The following is a 19,695-nucleotide window of genomic DNA, read 5'->3' as shown; positions in this document are numbered from 1 at the left end:
CGGCGTGCGGTGATCCGGTCAACGTAGCTCGTGCGGTGATGGACCGGTTGCCGCCGTCCGGTTCATTCTCGAGTGGCCGAGGTCCGGTTCTCGGGATCGAGCGAATCCGTCGTTCATCTCGCGGCGCGGGGTCGGCTCCGCTGGGCATATGACCGTGCGTATCCCGGCGGCAAACCGTACGCCGGTTGCACGGGTGCGGCGGTTGGCCGGGTGCGGTCTGCGGCGAAGGGCGGGCATCTCTGTTTGAGACGGGAGGCGATCTCAGAAAGAAGTTGATGGGAGGTCTCAGGATGCTCCGAGCCTTGCTCCGACCACGACGTCAAGGACGGTTCGCGAGGCTCACGTCGGGCCCCGGCCAGGGTACGTGTCTCCAAGGCCGGCTTGGTCGGCGGACCACGACCGGCAGCTCCCTCCCCCCAAGGAGTCAGTCGGTCGACGGAAATCCGTCTGAGGGTGCCGTGGTACAAGTCCGGTGGAATGAGCTGTTCCCTACGTCGGTTTACCCCGACCAGCAGACCAGCCGCTGGGAATGATCGCCATGTCCTCGCCATCTGATTGGCCGGGACACATCCGGGTAGGGGAAATGCGGGCTATCCGTCGGCAGATGGTTGCCGGCAAGGGGCAGAGGACCTGGGGCGCTCGGGAAGGGCGTACCTCGTCGCTATGTGTCACAAACCTTGTTGAAACCTTCAATTATGCGCCGCCCCTACTCAAGAAGGACCTCCTTTCCGGCCGATGCATCCCCTACGGTTGACACCTGCCGCTGAGGGTGTCTAATGAACTCCGGAGCAGTGAACGTCATGAAATACACGACCGCCTGGGGTATCGCATCGGGCCGGAGCTGGCTGCTGGGGTCTTGCGTCACGGCCATGCTGGGCTGCATCCCGTACGGCTACACGCCGACCAACGTGTGGCTGAACAACGTGGTCTCGCTGGGCGGTTCCTCGCCGGGCACCCGAGGCACGGTGAATGTCGGATTCATCAACAACACCCCGTTCTTCGCGGTCTTCACCTACGGCATCTACGATCCGCTGAACCACGTCCGCACGCCGGAGTACGATCAGTTCTTTGCCGACGCCGACCACACCACGCAACGGCTGGAGCGCAACAGCACCAGCTCGCTGGTGACCTTCGAGACCGCCCGTGTGCTCAGTCTCGGCGGCTACGACATGCTGAACAGGCTCAGCGAACTCGGGGCCAGCCCGGATGAGGATCTGGGGACCGGGATCACCTTCACCGACAAGCTCACCACGGACTCGACCGCCCAGAAGGTGGTCCTCAACAACTTTGGTAACCAGACCCTGGAGCTGGGTACGCACTTCACCAGTGGCTCGACCGTGGTTTACACCTTCGAGGTGGACAATACGGTCACCGGCGGAATCCGGGTCGATTATCAGGTCATCTTGCCGGCCGATTGACGCCGCGGTAAACCTATCCGCGTCCCTGAGTGGGAGAGGTGTACGGCCCTGCGCAGGGCGAGGGTGCAGGGGCGACCTCGGTGAGGTCATCCCACAGTGGCTGGAAGGAGGCCTGTCGTGTCATCGTTCAAGGTGGTGGATCGGCGTACCGTTCTAAAGCAAATGGCCGGCGCCGTCGCCGCCGGGACGCTCGCGTCGGGCTCGGTCCAGGCGGCTGCCCCGACGGTCGCGCCCGCGCGTCCAGCACAGCAGGAGTTGGGTTCCTATCTCTATGCCCGGAAGATCTGGGTCCGCTTGGGCGATCGGGTCTTCACCTGCTACCGGGCGGACACCGCCCAGAAGTACCCCTATTTCTATCCCGTGATCGGCCCCGCCTCCGGGCTGCCGCTGACCGACGAGACGGGTGAGCCATGGCCGCACCATCGTTCATTGTACCTGGGTTGCGACCGGGTCAATGGCGGCAACTACTGGCAAGATGGGCTTGAGCGCGGCCAGATTATCTCGCGCGGACCAAAGCTCGAGCAGGCCAAGGGCACGCGGATCGCGATTGTCGACTCTTGCGACTGGCGGCAGCCGGACAAGGAACCGATTCTGGAGGACGCCCGCAGGTTCAGCATTGTGGCGCCCGGCCCGGACGTTCATCTGATCGACGCGGACATCACGCTCACCGCTCGGACCGACGTGCGCATCGCCAACACGAACCACTCTTTCTTTTCGGTTCGGGCCGCCCGTGACATGGCTCCGCTTGGGGGCGGCAAGCTGATCGACGCTCATGGCCGGGTGGGGGAGAAGGCCACCTTCGGTCAAGCCGCCCCGTGGTGCGGATTCGAGGCCACGCGTCTGGGCGTGCCGGAGTCCATCGTGCTCATGCATCATCCGGACAATCCCTGGCCGGACGCCAGGTGGTTCACCCGCGATTACGGCTTCATGTCCCCGACGCCCTTTCAGTGGGTGGGCGAGAAAGGTTGGACGCTCCCGGCGGGCAAGGCGATCCGGATCCGCTACCGGGTGGCGGCCCTGAAGGGGCTCATCGACGGCTTGCGGGTGAATCAGATCTATCAGGAGTTTGTGGCGGCAGCGGGCTGATGTGGCTTGGCGGACCGGGTGGCGTCGGCCTCAACTCTGTTGTTCAGGCGAATGCCCGCCGGGCGATATCGACGGTGGCAGGCCGATCACGTAAAGCCGACGTTCCATCAGCAGTTCGTCGTTACCCAGGATTTGGAGGCGATATTCGCCCGGCGCGGGGAAGGTGATATTGACCAGGGCGAAGTTGATTTCGGCGACCATGCGGGGATCGGAGAACTCGATCACACCTTCCCGGGAGAAGAGTGGCGGCTGACTCTCGTCCGGCCCGACCAGGGTGAGGCGAATGCGGGTCTTGCCGTGCCCGTTGCTCATCGCGACGTGTACGGCGAGTTGACGGTGGATGGCCGGGAACTGCCGGGCGTTGATGGTGGAGAACGTTCCCAGGATAGTGCTCTTCTTGGTGGCAGGGTCCTGGTGAATCGCGTCGCAGATGATCATCGCCAGCACCATGGGGGCGGGCGCGCCGTATTTCTCGGTGGACATCACAGACTCCTTCCTGAGCCTGCCATCCTAGCGGGTGCGGCACCCCCTGTCATCCCGGCTCACTCGAGGCCGAGGAACTCGCGCATGTGCTGATCGTAGACCTTGCCGTGCTGGGGGTTGGCGAAATCCAAGCGAAGTTCGTTGATGACCTTGGTACCCATGAAGACCCACTCCCGCCAGCAGTCGGGGCAGATCGAAGCCAGGACCCTCTCGCCCAACTCGCCCTTGAACGGCCGCTCGGCCATCGGGGCCTTGGCCGCGCCGCAATGCCGGCAGGTGATCTGGCCCTCGCCGATCTTGATGGCCGGTCCGGGTTTCGCTCTCATGGGATCATCCACCTCGGGAGGCTCTTCGCCGAGCATGCGCATCAGGGCGGCAAGCCCGTCGCGCGGTCGGATGTCGCCCCGGCTGTGGGCGATATCGAACCCGAGCCGGGCGGTACCCAGGGCCTTGCTCCGCTCGCCGGCCGCATTCTGGGCCAGGGCCAGCAAGTGATAGGCCTTCGAGTTCTGGGCGTTCAGCTCGATGACTCGCTCGAAGCAAGCGGCTGCCTCCTTGTACTGCTTGGCTTCCAGAAGGGCCTGCCCCAGGCTGAAATGCCCCAACTCGTTGGTCGGGTCGGCCTCGGTCATCTTGCGGAACTGGGCAATGCGTGCATCGTCCATGAGGTCTCCTTTCTGGTTGCCGTTCGGGATCTGCCCGTGCGATCCATCAGCGGGTGATCGGCCCTGTCCGTGACTCGTCCGTGCCGCTCCGGCGGCGGATCGAGGGCGTGCTCGTCCGAGCGGATTCAGAGCTTCCAGCCTTCGCGGTACTTGGGCGTCAGCATCCTCGTGGCTTCGTCGTTGTTGGTGAAGCGCATGGCGGGACCGTCCCATTTGAGTTCCTGGCCTGGGAAATGCAGCCCGATCACGCCCAGCAACCCGAGCTCGGTGAGTGGCCCGCCGTAAGACCAGTCGGAGCCGGCTTTGGTGCCTTTGCGAATGGCATCCAGCCAATCCTGGTGGTGGCCCTTGACGCGTGGCAGTTTCTGTGGTGGCTGCTTATAGGCTTTCATCTTGTCCTGCGGATAGATCTGCAGGCCGCCGGCGCCGTGCGAGCCGTAGGTGATTCCCCCCTTGTCGCCCAAGACCACCGCGCCGGTGCCCGGGGGGTTGACGCCCTTGTCCATGCCTTCGGGACGGGGGATGCGCTCCGAACCGCCGTGCCAGTAGAGCGTGATCGGACCGTGTTTGTCGCTGGCCGCGAAGTCGTAGCGGACCACGATTCCCTTGGGGAAGGTCAGGGCGTGCTTCTCCACATCGTAGTCCACCGCCTTGTCGACTTGGATGGTGCGGGGCGCGCCCAGGTCCAGGGCCCAGAACACCGGATCGAGGACGTGGCAGACCCAATCGCCCAGCACGCCGGTGCCGAAGGGCGACCAGCCCCGCCACTCGAAGGGTAGATAGGCGGGGTGGTAGGGCCGGTCGGCGGCCGGACCCAGCCATAGATCCCAGTCCAGCTCGGCCGGGATTTCGTGTCTCTTCTTGAGGCTGTCGAGCCGGCCGATCTTGGAGTAGGCCGCCGGGAACGCGTCGCATGCGGCGTGGATGGTGTGTACCTTGCCGATGGCACCGTCCCAGATCCACTCGCAGAACTGACGGATAGTATCGAACGAGTGGCCCTGGTTGCCGAGCTGGGTGACGACCTTGTGCTCCCGGGCGGCTGTCATGAGCTGGCGAACTTCCCACACCGAGTGGGCCAGCGGCTTCTCGCAGTACACGTGCTTGCCGCGCTTCACGGCGGCCATGGCGGCCACCGCGTGGGTATGATCGGGAGTGGCGACCAGGACTGCGTCGATTTCCTTGTCCAGTTCGGCGAGCATTTTGCGGAAATCGCGATACTGCTTGGCCTTGGGGTACTTCTTGAACGTATCCTTGCAGGTCCGCAGGTCGGCGTCGCAGAGGGCGACGATGTTCTCACCGGACAGGTTGTCGAGGTCCCACACGGCCTGTCCGCCCGCTCCAATGGCCGCGATGTTCAGCTTCTCGCTGGGTGCCGTCTGATCGCCGCCCGCGAGCACATGACGGGGAACGATGCTGATCCCCGCCAGAGCCGCCGCCGTGCCGCCCACCAATTCGCGCCGCGTAAGGCCGGTTCTTCCGTTTTGCATGCTCCGGGTCTCCTGGTTGGTCAATCGCTCCACTGGTCAGGGCCGCCTTCTCGGGCTGGGCCCTGACACGAACCCACGAAGGAAGAGCAAGTCAGTATCATCGAGCTCACGGTTGGAGTCCAGCCCGGCGCCGGTTGCTGTCCGCACTGCCGGGTCTGGGACGGTCCCAGCCCGCCGTGGCCGCGCCCTTGTGCCACACGACAACGTGCACGACGTCTCCGGGCCGTGTGATTCATCTCCCTTCGTTGAAACCTTCATGAACCAGTCCAGGGGCAGATGTCCTGGTTGGGGAAGGTGATCGGCAGGGTGGGCAGGTCGTGAGCCCGGCAGTGCTTGGCCAGGAGGGCGATGTAGCTGGATGGGATGTGAGTGAGGTGGGCGAGGCCGAGGTCGGCCTGAACGCGGCGGATGGTCGGTTCGTCGGAGCCTTCGATCTCGACGTAGCAGCCCAGGTGCGGGACTTCGTCCAGCTCGATGTGGCAGTCGCCGAGGTGCCAGCTTTCGCGGCGCTTCTCGAAGCGGACGACCTCGACAAAGCCCAGCGCGGTCAGAATGGCCGCTGTTGACTGGGGATCCTCCAACTTGGTCTCAATCTCCTCGCGGCTCTTGAGGTCGCCTGGCTGCAGCGGGCCCTTGTAGGTCAGGGTGCCCAGCGTTCGCCCATCGGCGGTCACGCTGCTTCGCACGCGCAGCCCGCGCCCGCCGGCCAGGAGCGTGCGGTCGGCGCTGTCAAAGATCCGATTGGTCTCGGTGACCTGACCCTGGTACGAGGCTCCAAGGGCCCGCAGCCGCTCGCGCACCACGGCGTGGTCATCGACCTTCAGCTTGGCTTCAACTTCGAGGGGCATCGGAAGTAGCGGTCGGCGATCAGTGGTCAGCTTGGGGGAGCCGAACAGAAGAGTCATTGCTCAATGCTACAGGGCTGACCTGAGGACACTCGATCGAGAGTGTCCTTTCTCCATTCTCAGTTCTCCATTCTCAATTCCTCGTCGCGGTTCACCGCGACCGGGGGCATCAGTTTGCCACAATGTTGACCAACCGGCCGGGGATACAGATCACCTTGCGGACGGTCTTGCCGGTCAGTTCGCCGGCGATCTTGCTGTCGGCCAGAGCGGCGCGCTTCATTCGCTCCTCGTCGGCCAACGGCGGCAGCATGATCCGCGAGCGGACCTTGCCACAAATCTGGACGACGATCTCGACCTCGGGGTCGACACACAGAGCTTCGTCGAAGGCTGGCCATGACTCGAACGCCAGCGACCGCTGCCACTTGTCGCCCTTGAGCATCTGCCACAGCTCCTCGCACATGTGCGGGGCGATGGGCGAGAGCAGCTTGACCAGCGGCTCGGCCACCTCGCGCGGCAGGCGGTCGCCCTTGAAGGCGTTGTTCAACTCGATCAATGCGGCGATCGCGGTGTTGAAACGCAGGCCTTCCAGGTCGGCGGTGACCTTCTTGATGGTCTTGTGCAGCAGGCGGCGGATGGCGTCCTCGGCCGGAGTGTCGTCGACCTTGAGCGTGCCGTCCTCGGCCACGAACCGCCGCCAGAGAGAATGCAGGAACCGACTCATGCCGATGATATCCCGCGTGCTCCAGGGTTTGCTGGCTTCGAGCGGGCCCATGTACATCTCGTAGGTTCGCAATGTGTCGGTGCCGTACTCGTGGCAGATGTCGTCGGGCGCGACCGCGTTCTTGAGGCTCTTGCCCATCTTGCCGAGACTGCGCGTGAGGGGTTCGCCCGTGGACTTGCGGACGTACTTGACCTCCTTGTCTTCGACCTTCCCTTCGGCATCGTTGACATCAACGTAGATTCCCCGCTGGTCCTGGAAGGCGTGGGCCTGAATGTACCCCTGGTTGAACAGCCGGCCGAACGGTTCGGGCGAGCTCACGTGGCCGAGGTCGAACAGGACCTTGTGCCAGAATCGCGAGTAGAGCAGGTGGAGCACGGCGTGCTCGGCCCCACCGACGTAGAGATCGATGCCGCCGCCGGCCGGTGCACCCGGACGGCTGGCCGGGGCCATCCAGTAGTTTTCGACCACGGAATCGACCATGGCCTGATCATTGTGGTTGTCTTGGTAGCGCAGGTAGTACCAGCAGGAGCCGGCCCACTGGGGCATGGTGTTGAGCTCGCGCCGGAACTGGCGTTCAACGAGTCCGGGCGGTGGGGTCTGGCCGGGCTTGAGCATCTTGACGTTACCTTCCGGGGTGACGTATCCGCGGACATGGACCCAGTCGGCGGCACGGCCGAGCGGCGGGACGGGCAGGGCGTCGGGATCGTCGGAGACCTGCGGACGGTAGTCCTCGATGCTCGGCAGTTCGACTGGGAGCTCGCTCTCGTCGAGCGGGAAGACCTCGCCGGTCTTGACGTCGTGGACGATGGGGAACGGCTCGCCCCAGTAGCGCTGGCGGCTGAACAGCCAGTCGCGGAGTTTGTAGTTGACCGCGCCTTGGCCGAGCTCGTCGGCCTCCAGCCACTCGACGATTCTCTGCTTGAATTGGGGCGTGCTCAGCCCGTCGAACGGGCCGGAGTTGACCGCCACGCCGTCGCCGGTGAAACCGCGCCAGTCCTCGCCGGCCGGCGGCTGCACCACCCGGACGATGGGCAGGTCGAACTTGGTCGCGAACTCGAAGTCGCGGGTATCGTGGGCGGGAACGGCCATGATTGCCCCGGTTCCGTAGCCCATCATGACATAATCCGCGATCCAGATCGGGATCTTGTTGCCATTGACCGGATTGACCGCATATCCGCCGGTAAAGACGCCGGTTTTCTCCTTGGTGTCCGCGGTACGGTCGAGGTCGGTCTTGTGGCGGGCTTCCTGAACGTATTGCTGGACGGCCGCCCGCTGAGCGTCGGACGTGACCAGATTGACCAGCTCGTGTTCAGGGGCCAGAACCATGTAGGTGGCCCCGAAGAGGGTGTCTGGCCGAGTGGTGTAGACCCGAATGACTTCTTCGTGGTCGGTGACCTGGAAATCGACCTCGGCGCCTTCACTCCGCCCGATCCAGTTCTGCTGCATGAGCTTGATCGGCTCCGGCCAGTCGACCAAGTCAAGATCGTTCTCCAGCCGGTCGGCGTAGGCGGTGATTCGCAGCATCCACTGGCGCAGCGGCCGGCGGAAGACGGGGTGGTTGCCGCGTTCGCTGCGGCCGTCGTTGGTCACCTCCTCGTTGGCCAGTACGGTGCCCAGTGCCGGGCACCAGTTGACCGGGATCTCGTCGAGGTAGGCCAGCCGGTACTCGTCGAGGACGGCCTGCCGCTCCTGCGGACTCAATTCGCCCCACGAGCGCATGCCCGGCTCAGCACCGAGGACGGATTCGGCTCCCCGTCCGCTAGGTTCGCAGACCTGGCCGTCGTAGCGGACCCGCAACAGGTCCTGTTCGAGCTTGTGGACCAACTCGCTGATCGGGCGGGCGGCGTCGACCGCGGGATCGTACCAACTGTTGTAGAGCTGGAGGAAGATCCATTGAGTCCACTTGTAGTAGGCGACGTCGGTGGTGGCGATTTCACGGTCCCAGTCGTAGCCAAGCCCGAGCCGCTGCATCTGCGACCGCATATTGGCGATGTTTCGCTCGGTGGTTTGGCGGGGCGGCACGCCGTGCTCGACCGCGTACTGCTCGGCAGGCAGGCCGAAGGCGTCGTAGCCCATGGGATGGAGCACGTTGTAGCCGCGCATCCGCAGGAACCGGGCGTAGATGTCGGTGGCGATGTAACCCAAGGGATGCCCGACGTGCAGGCCGACGCCGCTGGGATACGGGAACATGTCCAGCACGTAGAACTTGGGCTTGGCGGCGTCAAAACCCGGATCGGTCGGGCCGACGGTCCGGAAAGTCTTGTGATCGAGCCAGTATCGCTGCCATTTGGCCTCAATAGCGGCAAAATCGTAACTGCCTGTCGCGTTCATCGGACCCCTCTTTCTTGAGAGTGTCGAGCCAACGGTTGAGATCGCCGGTCTATCGCCGGTCGGGTTGTGACCCCATGATAACGAGCCATGTGAGTTGGGGCAAAAACGGACCCGGATTCTCGGCCTGCAGGTTCGGTGCGCCCGCCAGCGGCGGCTCGCGTGCCCCGGTGGTGCGGGTGCGGGCACGGAATCCTGGATACAATGGTCGCCATGTCCGACACCAACGCGGTCAAGTGGCTTCGTGCCCAGGGCATTCCGTTCGAGGTGCTTGAGTACGTATTCACCGAGGTGGGCGCGGATCTGGCCGCCGAGGCGGTGGGGCGGCCGCTGGAAATGGTCTGCAAGACGCTGATCGTGCAGGCCGCCAACCGGCACTTCTGGGTCGCCATCGTGCCGGGCGACCAGCGGTTTGACACCCGACTGATGGCTGCGGCCATCGGCGAGAAGGAGGCCCGGCTGGCCGATCACGACGAGGCCGAGAAGATCACCGGCTATCAGGTCGGGGGCATCTCCCCGTTCGCGATGCGCCGCAAGCTGCCGGTGGTCATCGAAGAAACGCTGTTGGCTCTGGAACGGATCGTCGTCAACGGCGGGCGACGCGGCGTGATGGTCGAAATGGCCACCGAGGATGTGGTGCGGCTTCTCGACGCCTCGCCTGCCGGGATCTGCAGCGGGTGATGGAGAGACAGGCCGCGTGATCGCATCGGCCGCCGGGCGGCGGGCTTGTCGCGAGGGGGGGCGATGACCTATAGTCCTTTGTTGCCTGGACGGCGGTAGGCCCGGAGATCATTCCCGTGCGCGTCTTGTTGCCGATGATCGCCTTGTTCCTGGTTGCCTCCCCGCGCTGCGCGCCGCAACGGGCCTGCACCGAGCCGTTTGCCTCGTCCTTCGACTCGGGTAGCGGCGATCGACCTCTCCACGTGGGATCGGGCGACCCGTACGAGGCGGGCGACCTGGCCGTTCGCAAGATCGATATCCGGCCGTGCTGGTCGGGACCGTCCAAGCCGTTGCAGATTCATGCTCCGGTCGAGGCCGGCCGGTATCCGGTGATCGTGTTTGACCACGGATACCTGCTCGCACGAAGCTACTACCGCGAGATCCTGGGCCATCTGGCCGGTCACGGGTTCGTGGTGGTCGCGCCGCAGATGTACCCCGGACCGGGACTGCCCTTCGGCACGCCCACGACCGCCGAGGAAGTGGCCGCTCTCGTGGCGGTGCTCGACTGGCTGACCGGTCACTTGAGTGCCGTCGCCGGGGTGGTTGCCGACACGCGCCACATGGGGCTGGCGGGTCACTCGCGGGGCGGGCGAGTGGTCTGGTCACTGCTCAGGCAGGATCCGACCTGGGCACGAGCGGTGGCCGGTGTCGATCCGGTGGACAACGGCGCCTTGCCCTTTCTCCATGAGCCGCGCGTGGCCTCAGAGTCCTTCGGCTTCCCATTCCCAAGCCTGGTCATCGGCGCGGCCCTTTCCTCGCAGGCCGAGGGCAGGCTCGGCATCCCCTGTGCCCCGGACGGCGATAACCACGTGCAGTTCTATGCGGCCAGCGCCTCGCCCGCCTGGCACGTCGTGGCCCTGGAGATGGGGCACCAGGACGTGCTCGACGCCTCGAGGCCCGGCTGCGGGCTGATCTGCTCGGTTTGCGTCGAGGGGCCGGATCCGGCGGCATCGCGAAAGCTGGTCGCCGGGCTGCTGACCGCCTTCTTCCGAGCCGGCCTGCAGGGTGATGTCACGGCGTACGAATACCTGAGCGACACCCTCGCCGCTCCAGCACCGATCACGGTCGAGTCTCGATAGCACGACTTCATCGCTTGGGGCTTAACCCTCTCCATACCTCTTCTGTCATCACGGCCCGGGACCATTTGGCGCCGACCGGATAGGGCGGTAAGATCCACTAACGTCTTCGATCGAGAATTGCGCGAGGGAGCCTGGGCATGGAGGGTGCGGTGTCGAGACGTCCTTGGATGCTGTTGTGCGTTCTCGCTCTGGGCCCTGCAACGCTGGGCGAGGAGGGCAGGCACGATCCACGTGCCGTCGTTTTGGCCAAGGAAGTCCACGACAAGGGCTGGATTGTCTACGGGGCGCGGAGTCCGCAGGGCGACTGGGACCTCTTCGTCATGCGGCCGGACGGCTCCGAGGTGCGCAACCTGACGAATACCCCGGAGTTCAACGAGGCCGCCCCGCGATTCAGCCCGGACGGGAAGAAGCTGCTCTACCGCCGCCTGCCCAAGAAGACCACCATCGACCACGACAACTGGGGTTTTCAGGGCGGGCTGGTGATCGCGGAGGCCGACGGCTCCAAGCCGGAGGTGATCGGCGCGGACGGAGACTTCCCCTGGGCCTCCTGGTCGCCGGACGGTAAGCAGGTGGCCTGCCTGACGCTCAAGGGTATCCAGATCGTCGACATCGCCACGCACAAGGTCGTCCGCCATATGCCGCGCAAGGGCGTTTACCAGCAGATCTTCTGGTCGCCGGATGGCAAATGGTTCTGCGGCGTGGCCAACCATCAGAGCGAGCAGTGGACCGTGGTGCGGATGAACATCGAGAAGGGGGACGTCAACCCGGTCAACAAGTTCCAGAACTGCACGCCCGACTGGTTCCCGGATTCGAAGCGGATCATCTTCTCGCACCGGCCGGGCAACCAGGGCGGCTACGGGTGGACGCAGCTGTGGATGGCAGACGGTGACGGCAGTCACCGCGGCCTGGTCTTCGGCGAGGACGGGCGGCACATTTACGGCGGGGCAGTCTCGCCGGACAGCAAGTACGTGTTGTTCACGCTCGGGGCGGAGGACGGCTCGGGGCCGGAGAAGAACGGCGCCCCGATCGGTCTGATGCGCCTGGCCGACGCTCCCACCATCCGCGGCGAGAGCAAGGCCCTTCGTCAGATCCATCCGAACACCAAGGACGGACCGGTGCTGATCCTGCCGGTCGGCTGGGAACCGTATTGGGTCAACACGGAAACGGGGGCGACCAAGTGAATCACCATCCGGTACAACCGCAGATCGCCCGGCAGGCGGTATACCTGGCGATGGGCTTGGCCTCTCTGGCCTGCTGGGCGTCATGTGGGCAGAAGACGGACCCGGGGGCCGATCCCAATGTCACCACCAGGGGCAGCGTCGAGGTCACCGCACAACTGGTCGAGATCCGCGGCGAGTTCCCGCCCAACAACCTCTACGACTACGTGTACGTGCTGAAGTACAAGATCCTCGAGACCCATCGCGGCAAGGCCGAGGGCGAGACCCTCCTGGTCGCTCAGTATAACCCGCTCAAGCCGCGGTCTGAAGCGGCCGACCCGAAGGCCAAGGACATCGGCGGCACGCTCAAGCGATTCAAGGCCGGCGAAGTACACCGGCTGGCCCTCGAAGTGCCGCTGGACGACTACTACATGGGGCCGATGATCAACAAGTACCACCAAGAGTCAAGCGGGCCAATCTACTGGGCGGTGTGGACCAATCGGGTGGTCAGGTAGGACACGATGGTCTTCACCTCGCATGTGTTCATCTTCTACTTCCTGCCCCTCGTCCTGCTGACCTACTACGCGTTGCCGTTCCAGCGCAATCTGCTCCTGCTCTCGGCCAGCTACGTATTTTACGGGTGGTGGGACCCGCGGTTCGTGCTGCTCATGCTCTTCGCGACGGTGGTCAACTACCTCTGCGGGCGGGCGATCGCGGCCGCGGGTCCGGATCGGCGCAAGGCCACCGTCGCCCTGGCGATTTCCGTGGCAGCGAGTCTCAGCCTGCTGGGTTTCTTCAAGTACTTCACCTTCGCCGAGGAGAACCTGAACCGGCTCCTGGCGACATTCGGAGCCGGCTCGATACCCGTCTGGCGGATCGCCCTCCCGATCGGCATCTCCTTCTACATCTTCCACAACATCAGCTACACGGTGGACGTCTACCGGGGCGTGGCCCCCCCGGTCCGGTCGTTCCGCGACTTCGCCTGTTTCATCGCCTTGTTCCCGCAGCTCGTGGCCGGTCCGATCCTGCGCTACAACGTCATCGCCGGCCAGCTGGTGCAGCGCGCCCATACGCTCGACAAGTTCTCGGCCGGTACTGCCCTGTTCGTCCTCGGATTCGCCAAGAAGGTCCTGCTGGCCAACGCCATCGCCCCCATGGCCGACGCCGCCTTCGCCGCCGAATCGCCCGGGGTGGTCGATGCGTGGCTCGGCGTCATCGCCTACGCGATGCAGATCTACTTCGACTTCTCCGGCTACTCGGACATGGCCATCGGCCTGGGCCGGATGATCGGCTTCGAGTTCCCCCGCAACTTCGATGCACCCTATCGCTCGGAGAGCATCACCGAGTTCTGGCGCCGCTGGCATATCTCGCTCTCGACCTTCCTGCGCGACTACCTCTATATCCCCCTGGGCGGCAACCGGGTAAGTGCCCGGCGCAACTACTTCAATCTGACGGTGGTCATGCTTCTGGGCGGGCTGTGGCACGGGGCGAACTGGACGTTCGTCGCCTGGGGCGCGTTCCACGGCGGCTTCCTGGCCTTCGAACGCATGCTCGGCAAGAAAAGCGCCTATGCGGCCTTCCCGCGGCCCCTGCGCGTCAGCCTGACCTTCGTGCTGGTACTCATCTCCTGGGTGCTGTTCCGGGCCGACACGCTTGCCGATGCGGTACGGTACCTGGGGGCCATGTTCGGGACCGGCGGCTTCGTCGGGCGATCGATCCTGCTGGCCGGCGATCTGTACAACCCCGGCCGGCTCCTGGAGATCGCCCTGTGCGCCGTGCTCGCCTTCGGGCCGATCCAGGCGATGGACTGGGTGAACAAGCTGACCTGGCTTCGGGCGGCCGGCTTGATCGTGTTGTTCGCTGTGGGCCTGGCCACCATGTTCAGCCAGGCGTTCAACCCCTTCTTGTACTTCCAGTTCTAGGAGCACAGGCAACGTGACCTCCGGACGCGGACAACACTACCTGATGGTACTCGGGTTCCTGGCCATCATCGCCTTCGAGGGGCCGTTCCAGGCGATCAGCGAGCTGCGCCACGGCGAGATGCCGCAGATCCTGGATCTGTTCCGCCAGTGGCCGACCGAGAAAACCCTGAAAGCGTTCGAGAACGACCTCAAGGAGCAGGCCCTCATCGCCCAGGAACTGCGTCCGCGGACCCAGTACCTGCGATACCGGGCGTTCGGCGACGTCGGTGAGCTGGCTCTGGTCGGCCGGGATGGCTGGTGGTTCTACCGGCCGGACGCCCGATACTTGACCGAGCGCTGCCCCGACCACGCCGCCGCCCGCACCGGGCGCGGACCGGCCGTCGAGGCAATCGTGTCGTTCCGCGATCAGTTGGCCCGGCGAGGGATTCACCTGCTGGTCGTGCCCGTTCCCGGCAAGCCGTCGGTCTATCCGGACCAACTGACCCGGCGAGCACAACCCGCCGACAGTCGCGTTCATGAGCCCACCCGCAGGCTGCTGGCCGATCTGGCCGCCGCCGGTGTCGAAACGATGGATCTCTTCCCGGTTTTCGCCGAGGCGAGATCCAACCCGCGGTCGACAGACGCGGAAGCCTGGTATCTGGAGCGTGACACGCACTGGACGGCCGCCGGCGCTCGTCTGGCGGCCGAGGCCGTGGCTCGAAGGATCCGCACGCTCCGCCAGGCGCCGGACAAGTCAGTCGACTACGCCGTGCATCCGATCACCGTCCGGCGGCCGGGCGACGTGCTGCGCATGCTGAAATGCCCCCCGATCGAGGCCCTCTTCGAGGCGGAGGCGGTGCGCTGCGAGCAGGTGATCCAACCGGACGGCCAGCCCTATCGCGACGACCCGGCGTCGAGCATTCTCGTCTTGGGCGACAGCTTTCTGCGCATTTACGAGCGCGACGAGCCCGGCTCAGCCGGCTTCATCGCCCACCTGGCCCGCGAACTCGGCCGGCCGGTCACCTCCATCGTCAGCGACGGCGGGGCCTCGACCCTCGTTCGCCAGGAACTGGCCCGCAAGCCGGCCATGCTGGCCGGCAAACGCCTGGTCGTCTGGGAGTTCGTCGAACGCGACGTCCGCTTCGGCATGGAGGGTTGGCAGGAAGTGGCGATCTCGGCGGCGGAGTGAGACGAACGTGCCTCTCTGGCGATGACGTTGGCCTTCAGAATCACGTTGCCGCCCGCGTTCACTTCGCGCAATTCGGGTCCGGCGACCGGTTTGCCCCACTCCAGCATCGTTGGAGAATGCCAAAGTCACTCTGGTCCACGTCGCCATCGCCGTCGAAATCGGTTTGCTGGCACTCTGGCGTGTCACTGTGAGGCATGGCGGGACCCGAGGTGCAGACGCTGAGTCGCTCCAAGTCTTGCTGATCGACATCGCCATCCGAATCCGCATCAGCAGCCACAACGATGATCGCCTCGATTCGCAGTGCCGGTGCTTGTACGGGAGTGCCTTGAGGCGTGCCCATTGCAGCCCAGGGACCGCCGCGGCTGTGTATGGCAGCCAGGTTGCTCGGGGCGGTGACGACACTCGAGGAAAGGTGCCAGCCGGCATATGTCTGCCATGGCCACGCCGAAACGTCGGGCAGTATCGCAAACCAGTAGATGCCACCCGCGGTTAGGCTCGGCCGGCTCACCGAGGTGAAGGTGATCACCGTCGGGCCGTAGGGGCTGCCGAAGCTGAATTGCTCCAGGATCGAATTGCCGGGCGCGCTATCGTTGCCCTCGATCAACATCGCAATCATGGATCCCGTATACCCGTCAGTGTATGGCCAGGCCGAGGTGGCCACGACCGCTTTGGTGAATTGCTGGTCGACGGCTGACTGGAACCGCATGGCGAGGGCCTGGTAGGCGAAAGCTGGACGATCCACAATCAGATAGGTACGCGTCACGTCAAACGCGTTACCCTGTCCGAACGTATCCAGGATGCCCTGGGCGTGGCTGGGGGCTCCTCCGATGGATGAGACCATCGCAACCGCGAGCACGGACAACCTGGATGCCAACTGTGCCGGGCTACGTCTGTTCTGCTTCGCCGAAGACCTGTCTCCCCTGCACCGAGTTGTGGAGAATGACCGTGACATCATCACCCACTCCTTCTGTTTCGTTGACGTGCGGAACGGGGTACCCCAGTGTCCCGGAGAACATCGCCCGGTCGTGACGCCCAGTCTTGTACATCTATTGTAGAGCGCCCACGGTCACGCTGGGTCGAAAAAAGGGTACATGGAAGCGAAACGAACATGCCCTCCACCGGTCGTCGCGGCGACCAGTGCGAGGGCATGTAACAAGCGTCGCTACCAGCACTTCCGGTGGAAGGCGGGCTCGCCTTAGGTTGCCTTGCCGATCAGGGCGGGCATCAGCTTGGCTTTCTGATCGTAGACCCACTTGTAGTAGTCGGCACGTTTGAGCTTCGAGGCGGCTTCCTTGTCCAGAATCACCACCACGTCCCGATGCAGTTGCAGGGCGCTGGCGGAGACCTGCGAGCTGACCGGTCCCTCGATGGCCTCGGCGACGATCTTGGCCTTCTTGGATCCGTTGGCGAGCATGATGATCTTGCGGGCTTCGAGAATCGTCCCCACGCCCATGGTGATGGCGAACCGCGGAACCTCGTCCATGTTCGCGAAGAACCGGGCGTTGTCGGTGATCGTCTCCTGGGTCAGCGTCTTGAGCCGGGTCCGCGAACCGAGCGAACTCCCCGGCTCGTTGAAGGCAATGTGGCCGTCGCCGCCGATCCCCAGAATCTGGATATCGATTCCCCCGTAGCGCTTGATTTCGGACTCGTACCAGGCGCAGAAATCCAGCACCGACTCGGCGTGGCCGTAGGGCACGTGGATGTTGCCCGTGGGCACGTTGATGTGGTGGAACAGGTTGTGATCCATGAAGTAGCGGTAGCTCTGGTTGTGCGAGGGTGGCAGGCCCACGTATTCATCGAGGTTGAAGGTGACCACCTTGGAGAAGTCCAGACCCTGCTCCTTGTGCATCCGGATCATCTCCTTGTAGGTGCCGACCGGGGTCGAGCCCGTGGCCAGCCCCAGAACCGAGCTCGGCTTGTGCAGGATCTGCTGGGCGATCATCTTGGCGGCTTGGGCGCTCATCGCTTCGTAACTCTCGGTAATGATCACTTCCATCTTACGTGCTCTCCTCTTCGTGTTCTCCGACGGCCCGGGGGCCGCCATGCCATGATCCTGAAATGGGAACGATGGCTCGGATAGTAACGAGCGCCATTCAAGCCGACAAGGGCGGGTGGTTGCGTGGGAACACCGATGCCCGTATAAGTATGGCCATCTGTCATTTCCCACGAGCCATCTGTTCGTTGCATGAAGGTGCGAGGTGGAGGATATCTTATGAAGTGCGTGATCTTCGAGGATAACCAGGTCGATCATTTCCTGCCCTTGGCCTACACCCGAGGCGTGTTCGAATTGAGGACCGGGGCCATGTCCCTGGCCGCCAAGATCGAGCGGGCTGTCGGAAAACAGGCGGATGTCTTACTGGTCCGCGACTACCTGGCGGCCACCGTGGCTCAGCGCTACGCCACGGTCGCGGTCAACCGCCTCGCCGGCTGCCGCGGCGAGGAGACGTTGTTCGTCAACGCCCGGGTCTGCGGCCACGGGTGGACACCCCCCAAGGATCGCGTCGCGGTGTGGAAAGGCGAGCAGCTGGCAGCCTGGCGGACCACCGATGAGGTGAGCGGCGTCACCGATTACGCCGGACTGGTCAAGGCAGCCTTCAAGAGCCCCCGAGTCGAGTTCCAGGGGCCCTGGTTCGGCTACATCTGGGATGTCATGCTGGCCAACCCGCAGCAGACCACCGCCGACTTCAAGGCCGCCGGTCGCTCGGGGATCGAGGGCAAGATGCACGAATCGTCCGTCGTGTACGGTCCCAAGGACCAGGTCTACGTCGGCCCCGGCGCCGAGATCCATCCCTTCGTCTGCATCGACACCCAGCACGGGCCAGTCACTCTCGATGCCGGAGTCGAAGTCCATCCGTACACCCGGATCGAAGGGCCGTGCTATGTTGGACCCAGAAGCATTCTCCTGGGTGCCAAGGTCCGCGAGGGTTGCAGCATCGGCACCATGTGCCGGGTGGGCGGGGAGGTCGAGGAGAGCATCATCCACGGCTACTCCAACAAGTACCACGACGGCTTCCTGGGCCACGCCTACGTCGGCGAATGGGTCAATCTCGGGGCCCTGACCACCAACAGCGATCTCAAGAACGACTACACCACGGTGAGCATCAAGATGGGCAAGCAGACCATCGACACCGGCTCCACCAAGGTGGGCGCGTTCATCGCCGACCACGTCAAGACCAGCATCGGCACGCTCCTGAACACCGGCACCGTGGTCGGGACGATGGCCATCTGCGTGGCCATGGGCGAGCCGCTGCCCAAGAGCATCCCCTCCTTCGCCTGGCTGCTGAACGGCGTGATCGGCAAGGGCTTCGGCCTGACCGCCCTGCTCAAGACCGCCAGGATCGCCATGTCCCGGCGGAAGGTGGAGATGACCGCGGCCGATGAGCAGCTCTATCGCCACCTCTTCGAGTTGACCAAGGAAGAGCGACTGGAGGCGGTCCACAAGGCCCGGCGGATGGCGGCCGCGGCCCACTCGGCAGGGTAACCCGAAAGCCGCAGCGTCGGCGGCCGTCACTGGCAACCTGGTGATCTCAGCGCTCGTGTCAGAGGGCGGTGTCGGTCACGATTGACACCTGCCGGAGCTTGACGGGCATATCACGCCATTGCCAAAGGAGGATGGAGCCCGTCGGCGATACGCTTCTGCTGAACTGGAAGGACATCGATTGAGCCAGGAAGACCCAGGCCTGCCCCTGGTGGTCAACCATGGCCCGGGCGTAGTCATCTCCTCGACGTTGAGGTGCATCGAAAGACAGCTGGGGTCCCATGCACAAGGACATTTTCTGAATGGCCAGGGCCGGCCGCTCCAGCGGTCGGGGTTCTTCCTTCGCGGGTGGTGGCGTTGCGTTCTGCCCATACAAATACCAGGCGGTGCCTATGGCCGCCGTCGCCGCAACGGCAGACAGTGAGAGCCACAGTCCGCGGATGGCTGTCCGGGTCATGGTCAGGTTCCTCCAACATCCGTCGAAAACGGGTCGCCTGCTTCCTATCCGGCCCGAAGCGAGAAACCGCTCATCCGCCGCCGCCGCTCACTTCCGCTTTCGCCCGAACCGCCAGCCGGTGCCGCGGCTCGGATTTCGGTACGCGCGAAGGTGTGGATCGCGAGTGTCCTCGACGGTCACGAACACGTTGGGGTCGACCTCGCTGGCGCTGTGAATGACGTCGGCTACCTGGCGGCGCGGGGCGGCGATGAAGCAGACGCCCACCGGGCCGCCGCGGCCCTGGCCTTCGATTTCAGTGACCCGGTAGCCCAGGCCACGCAGCCGCTCGGCGATGTCATGGTAGAACTGGGCGGAGATGAGCCGCACGATCTGATGACCCAGGGCGAGCTTGGTTTCGAGCCACATGCCTACGTTGTTGCCCATGGCAAAGCCGCCCGCGTAGGCGATGATGTTGATCGGACGATCGAGCCGGGTGATGGCGCTCGAGACCGCCACCAGCCAGATGCTCACTTCCACGAAGCCGAGGCTGGTGGCCAGCATCCGCCAGCCACGGACCACGCAGATCGTCCGCACGGTGCCGATGGAAACGTCCACGATCCGCAGACAGAAGATGATCAACGGCAGCCAGGGTCCGGCGTGATCCAGCAGTCCTTTGATGTCAGGCATTACAGTACTCCTGGG

The 19,695-nt window shown here is 64.5% G+C and carries 18 protein-coding genes; 9 read left to right on the top strand and 9 right to left on the bottom strand.

Features of this window, described 5'->3' with window-relative positions:
- Positions 1–800: 800 nt before the first annotated feature.
- Both KA354_08780 and KA354_08775 read left to right on the top strand, forming a co-directional pair.
- The gene (locus tag KA354_08780) at positions 801–1,418 is read left to right on the top strand and encodes a hypothetical protein (protein ID MBP7934725.1); all 618 of its coding nucleotides are present in this window, start codon (positions 801–803) and stop codon (positions 1,416–1,418) included.
- 117 nt (positions 1,419–1,535) lie between these two features.
- Positions 1,536–2,504 carry a PmoA family protein gene (locus KA354_08775; protein ID MBP7934724.1) on the top strand — a complete coding sequence of 323 codons (969 nt, stop codon included), beginning with the start codon at positions 1,536–1,538 and terminating at the stop codon, positions 2,502–2,504.
- Between the two features lie 30 nt (positions 2,505–2,534).
- Here the strand turns inward: KA354_08775 and KA354_08770 are convergent, their stop codons facing one another.
- The 5 genes from KA354_08770 to KA354_08750 form a co-directional block, all read right to left on the bottom strand.
- A complete protein-coding gene (locus tag KA354_08770; GenBank protein ID MBP7934723.1) occupies positions 2,535–2,987 on the bottom strand; it encodes a hypothetical protein in 453 nt (150 codons plus the stop codon).
- 59 nt (positions 2,988–3,046) lie between these two features.
- The gene (locus KA354_08765; protein ID MBP7934722.1) at positions 3,047–3,652 is read right to left on the bottom strand and encodes a Fe(2+)-trafficking protein; all 606 of its coding nucleotides are present in this window, start codon (positions 3,650–3,652) and stop codon (positions 3,047–3,049) included.
- A gap of 125 nt (positions 3,653–3,777) precedes the next feature.
- Positions 3,778–5,139: a Gfo/Idh/MocA family oxidoreductase gene (locus KA354_08760; GenBank protein ID MBP7934721.1), complete on the bottom strand. Its 1,362-nt coding sequence runs from the start codon at positions 5,137–5,139 to the stop codon at positions 3,778–3,780.
- A gap of 254 nt (positions 5,140–5,393) precedes the next feature.
- Positions 5,394–6,044, bottom strand: coding sequence for a class IV adenylate cyclase (gene cyaB, locus KA354_08755; protein ID MBP7934720.1), 651 nt, complete (start codon positions 6,042–6,044; stop codon positions 5,394–5,396).
- Between the two features lie 109 nt (positions 6,045–6,153).
- Entirely contained in the window at positions 6,154–9,036 is a 2,883-nt protein-coding gene (locus KA354_08750; GenBank protein MBP7934719.1) for a leucine--tRNA ligase, read from the bottom strand.
- A 210-nt stretch (positions 9,037–9,246) separates the two neighbouring features.
- Here KA354_08750 and KA354_08745 point away from each other — a divergent pair, with 210 nt between their 5' ends.
- The 6 genes from KA354_08745 (at position 9,247) to KA354_08720 (ending at position 15,079) form a co-directional block, all read left to right on the top strand.
- Entirely contained in the window at positions 9,247–9,714 is a 468-nt protein-coding gene (locus tag KA354_08745) for an aminoacyl-tRNA deacylase (GenBank protein ID MBP7934718.1), read from the top strand.
- Positions 9,715–9,830: 116 nt separating this feature from the next.
- On the top strand, positions 9,831–10,832 hold the full coding sequence (locus tag KA354_08740; GenBank protein MBP7934717.1) for a dienelactone hydrolase family protein: 1,002 nt from the start codon (positions 9,831–9,833) through the stop codon (positions 10,830–10,832).
- Between the two features lie 149 nt (positions 10,833–10,981).
- Positions 10,982–12,013 (top strand): PD40 domain-containing protein, encoded by a 1,032-nt coding sequence (locus KA354_08735; GenBank protein MBP7934716.1) that lies wholly within the window; start codon positions 10,982–10,984, stop codon positions 12,011–12,013.
- A complete protein-coding gene (locus KA354_08730; GenBank protein MBP7934715.1) occupies positions 12,010–12,504 on the top strand; it encodes a hypothetical protein in 495 nt (164 codons plus the stop codon). The genes KA354_08735 and KA354_08730 overlap by 4 nt, the downstream gene beginning before the upstream one ends.
- Positions 12,505–12,510: 6 nt before the next feature.
- On the top strand, positions 12,511–13,911 hold the full coding sequence (locus KA354_08725; GenBank protein ID MBP7934714.1) for an MBOAT family protein: 1,401 nt from the start codon (positions 12,511–12,513) through the stop codon (positions 13,909–13,911).
- A gap of 13 nt (positions 13,912–13,924) precedes the next feature.
- The gene (locus tag KA354_08720; GenBank protein MBP7934713.1) at positions 13,925–15,079 is read left to right on the top strand and encodes a hypothetical protein; all 1,155 of its coding nucleotides are present in this window, start codon (positions 13,925–13,927) and stop codon (positions 15,077–15,079) included.
- A 58-nt stretch (positions 15,080–15,137) separates the two neighbouring features.
- Here the strand turns inward: KA354_08720 and KA354_08715 are convergent, their stop codons facing one another.
- Entirely contained in the window at positions 15,138–15,920 is a 783-nt protein-coding gene (locus tag KA354_08715; GenBank protein MBP7934712.1) for a hypothetical protein, read from the bottom strand.
- Between the two features lie 354 nt (positions 15,921–16,274).
- Positions 16,275–17,075: a glucosamine-6-phosphate deaminase gene (gene nagB, locus KA354_08710; protein ID MBP7934711.1), complete on the bottom strand. Its 801-nt coding sequence runs from the start codon at positions 17,073–17,075 to the stop codon at positions 16,275–16,277.
- 216 nt (positions 17,076–17,291) lie between these two features.
- Between nagB and KA354_08705 the strand changes: the two genes are divergently transcribed.
- Entirely contained in the window at positions 17,292–18,560 is a 1,269-nt protein-coding gene (locus KA354_08705; GenBank protein ID MBP7934710.1) for a hypothetical protein, read from the top strand.
- Between the two features lie 58 nt (positions 18,561–18,618).
- Here KA354_08705 and KA354_08700 read toward each other — a convergent pair whose 3' ends face one another.
- A complete protein-coding gene (locus tag KA354_08700) occupies positions 18,619–19,014 on the bottom strand; it encodes a hypothetical protein (protein MBP7934709.1) in 396 nt (131 codons plus the stop codon).
- A gap of 87 nt (positions 19,015–19,101) precedes the next feature.
- Positions 19,102–19,680, bottom strand: coding sequence for a DUF2179 domain-containing protein (locus KA354_08695; protein MBP7934708.1), 579 nt, complete (start codon positions 19,678–19,680; stop codon positions 19,102–19,104).
- Between the last annotated feature and the right edge of the window lie 15 nt (positions 19,681–19,695).

Source organism: Phycisphaerae bacterium (assembly GCA_018003015.1).
GTDB lineage: Bacteria > Planctomycetota > Phycisphaerae > UBA1845 > PWPN01 > JAGNEZ01.
The sequence above is the reverse complement of the archived record's forward strand: the minus strand, read 5'-3'. Positions and strand labels throughout refer to the sequence as shown.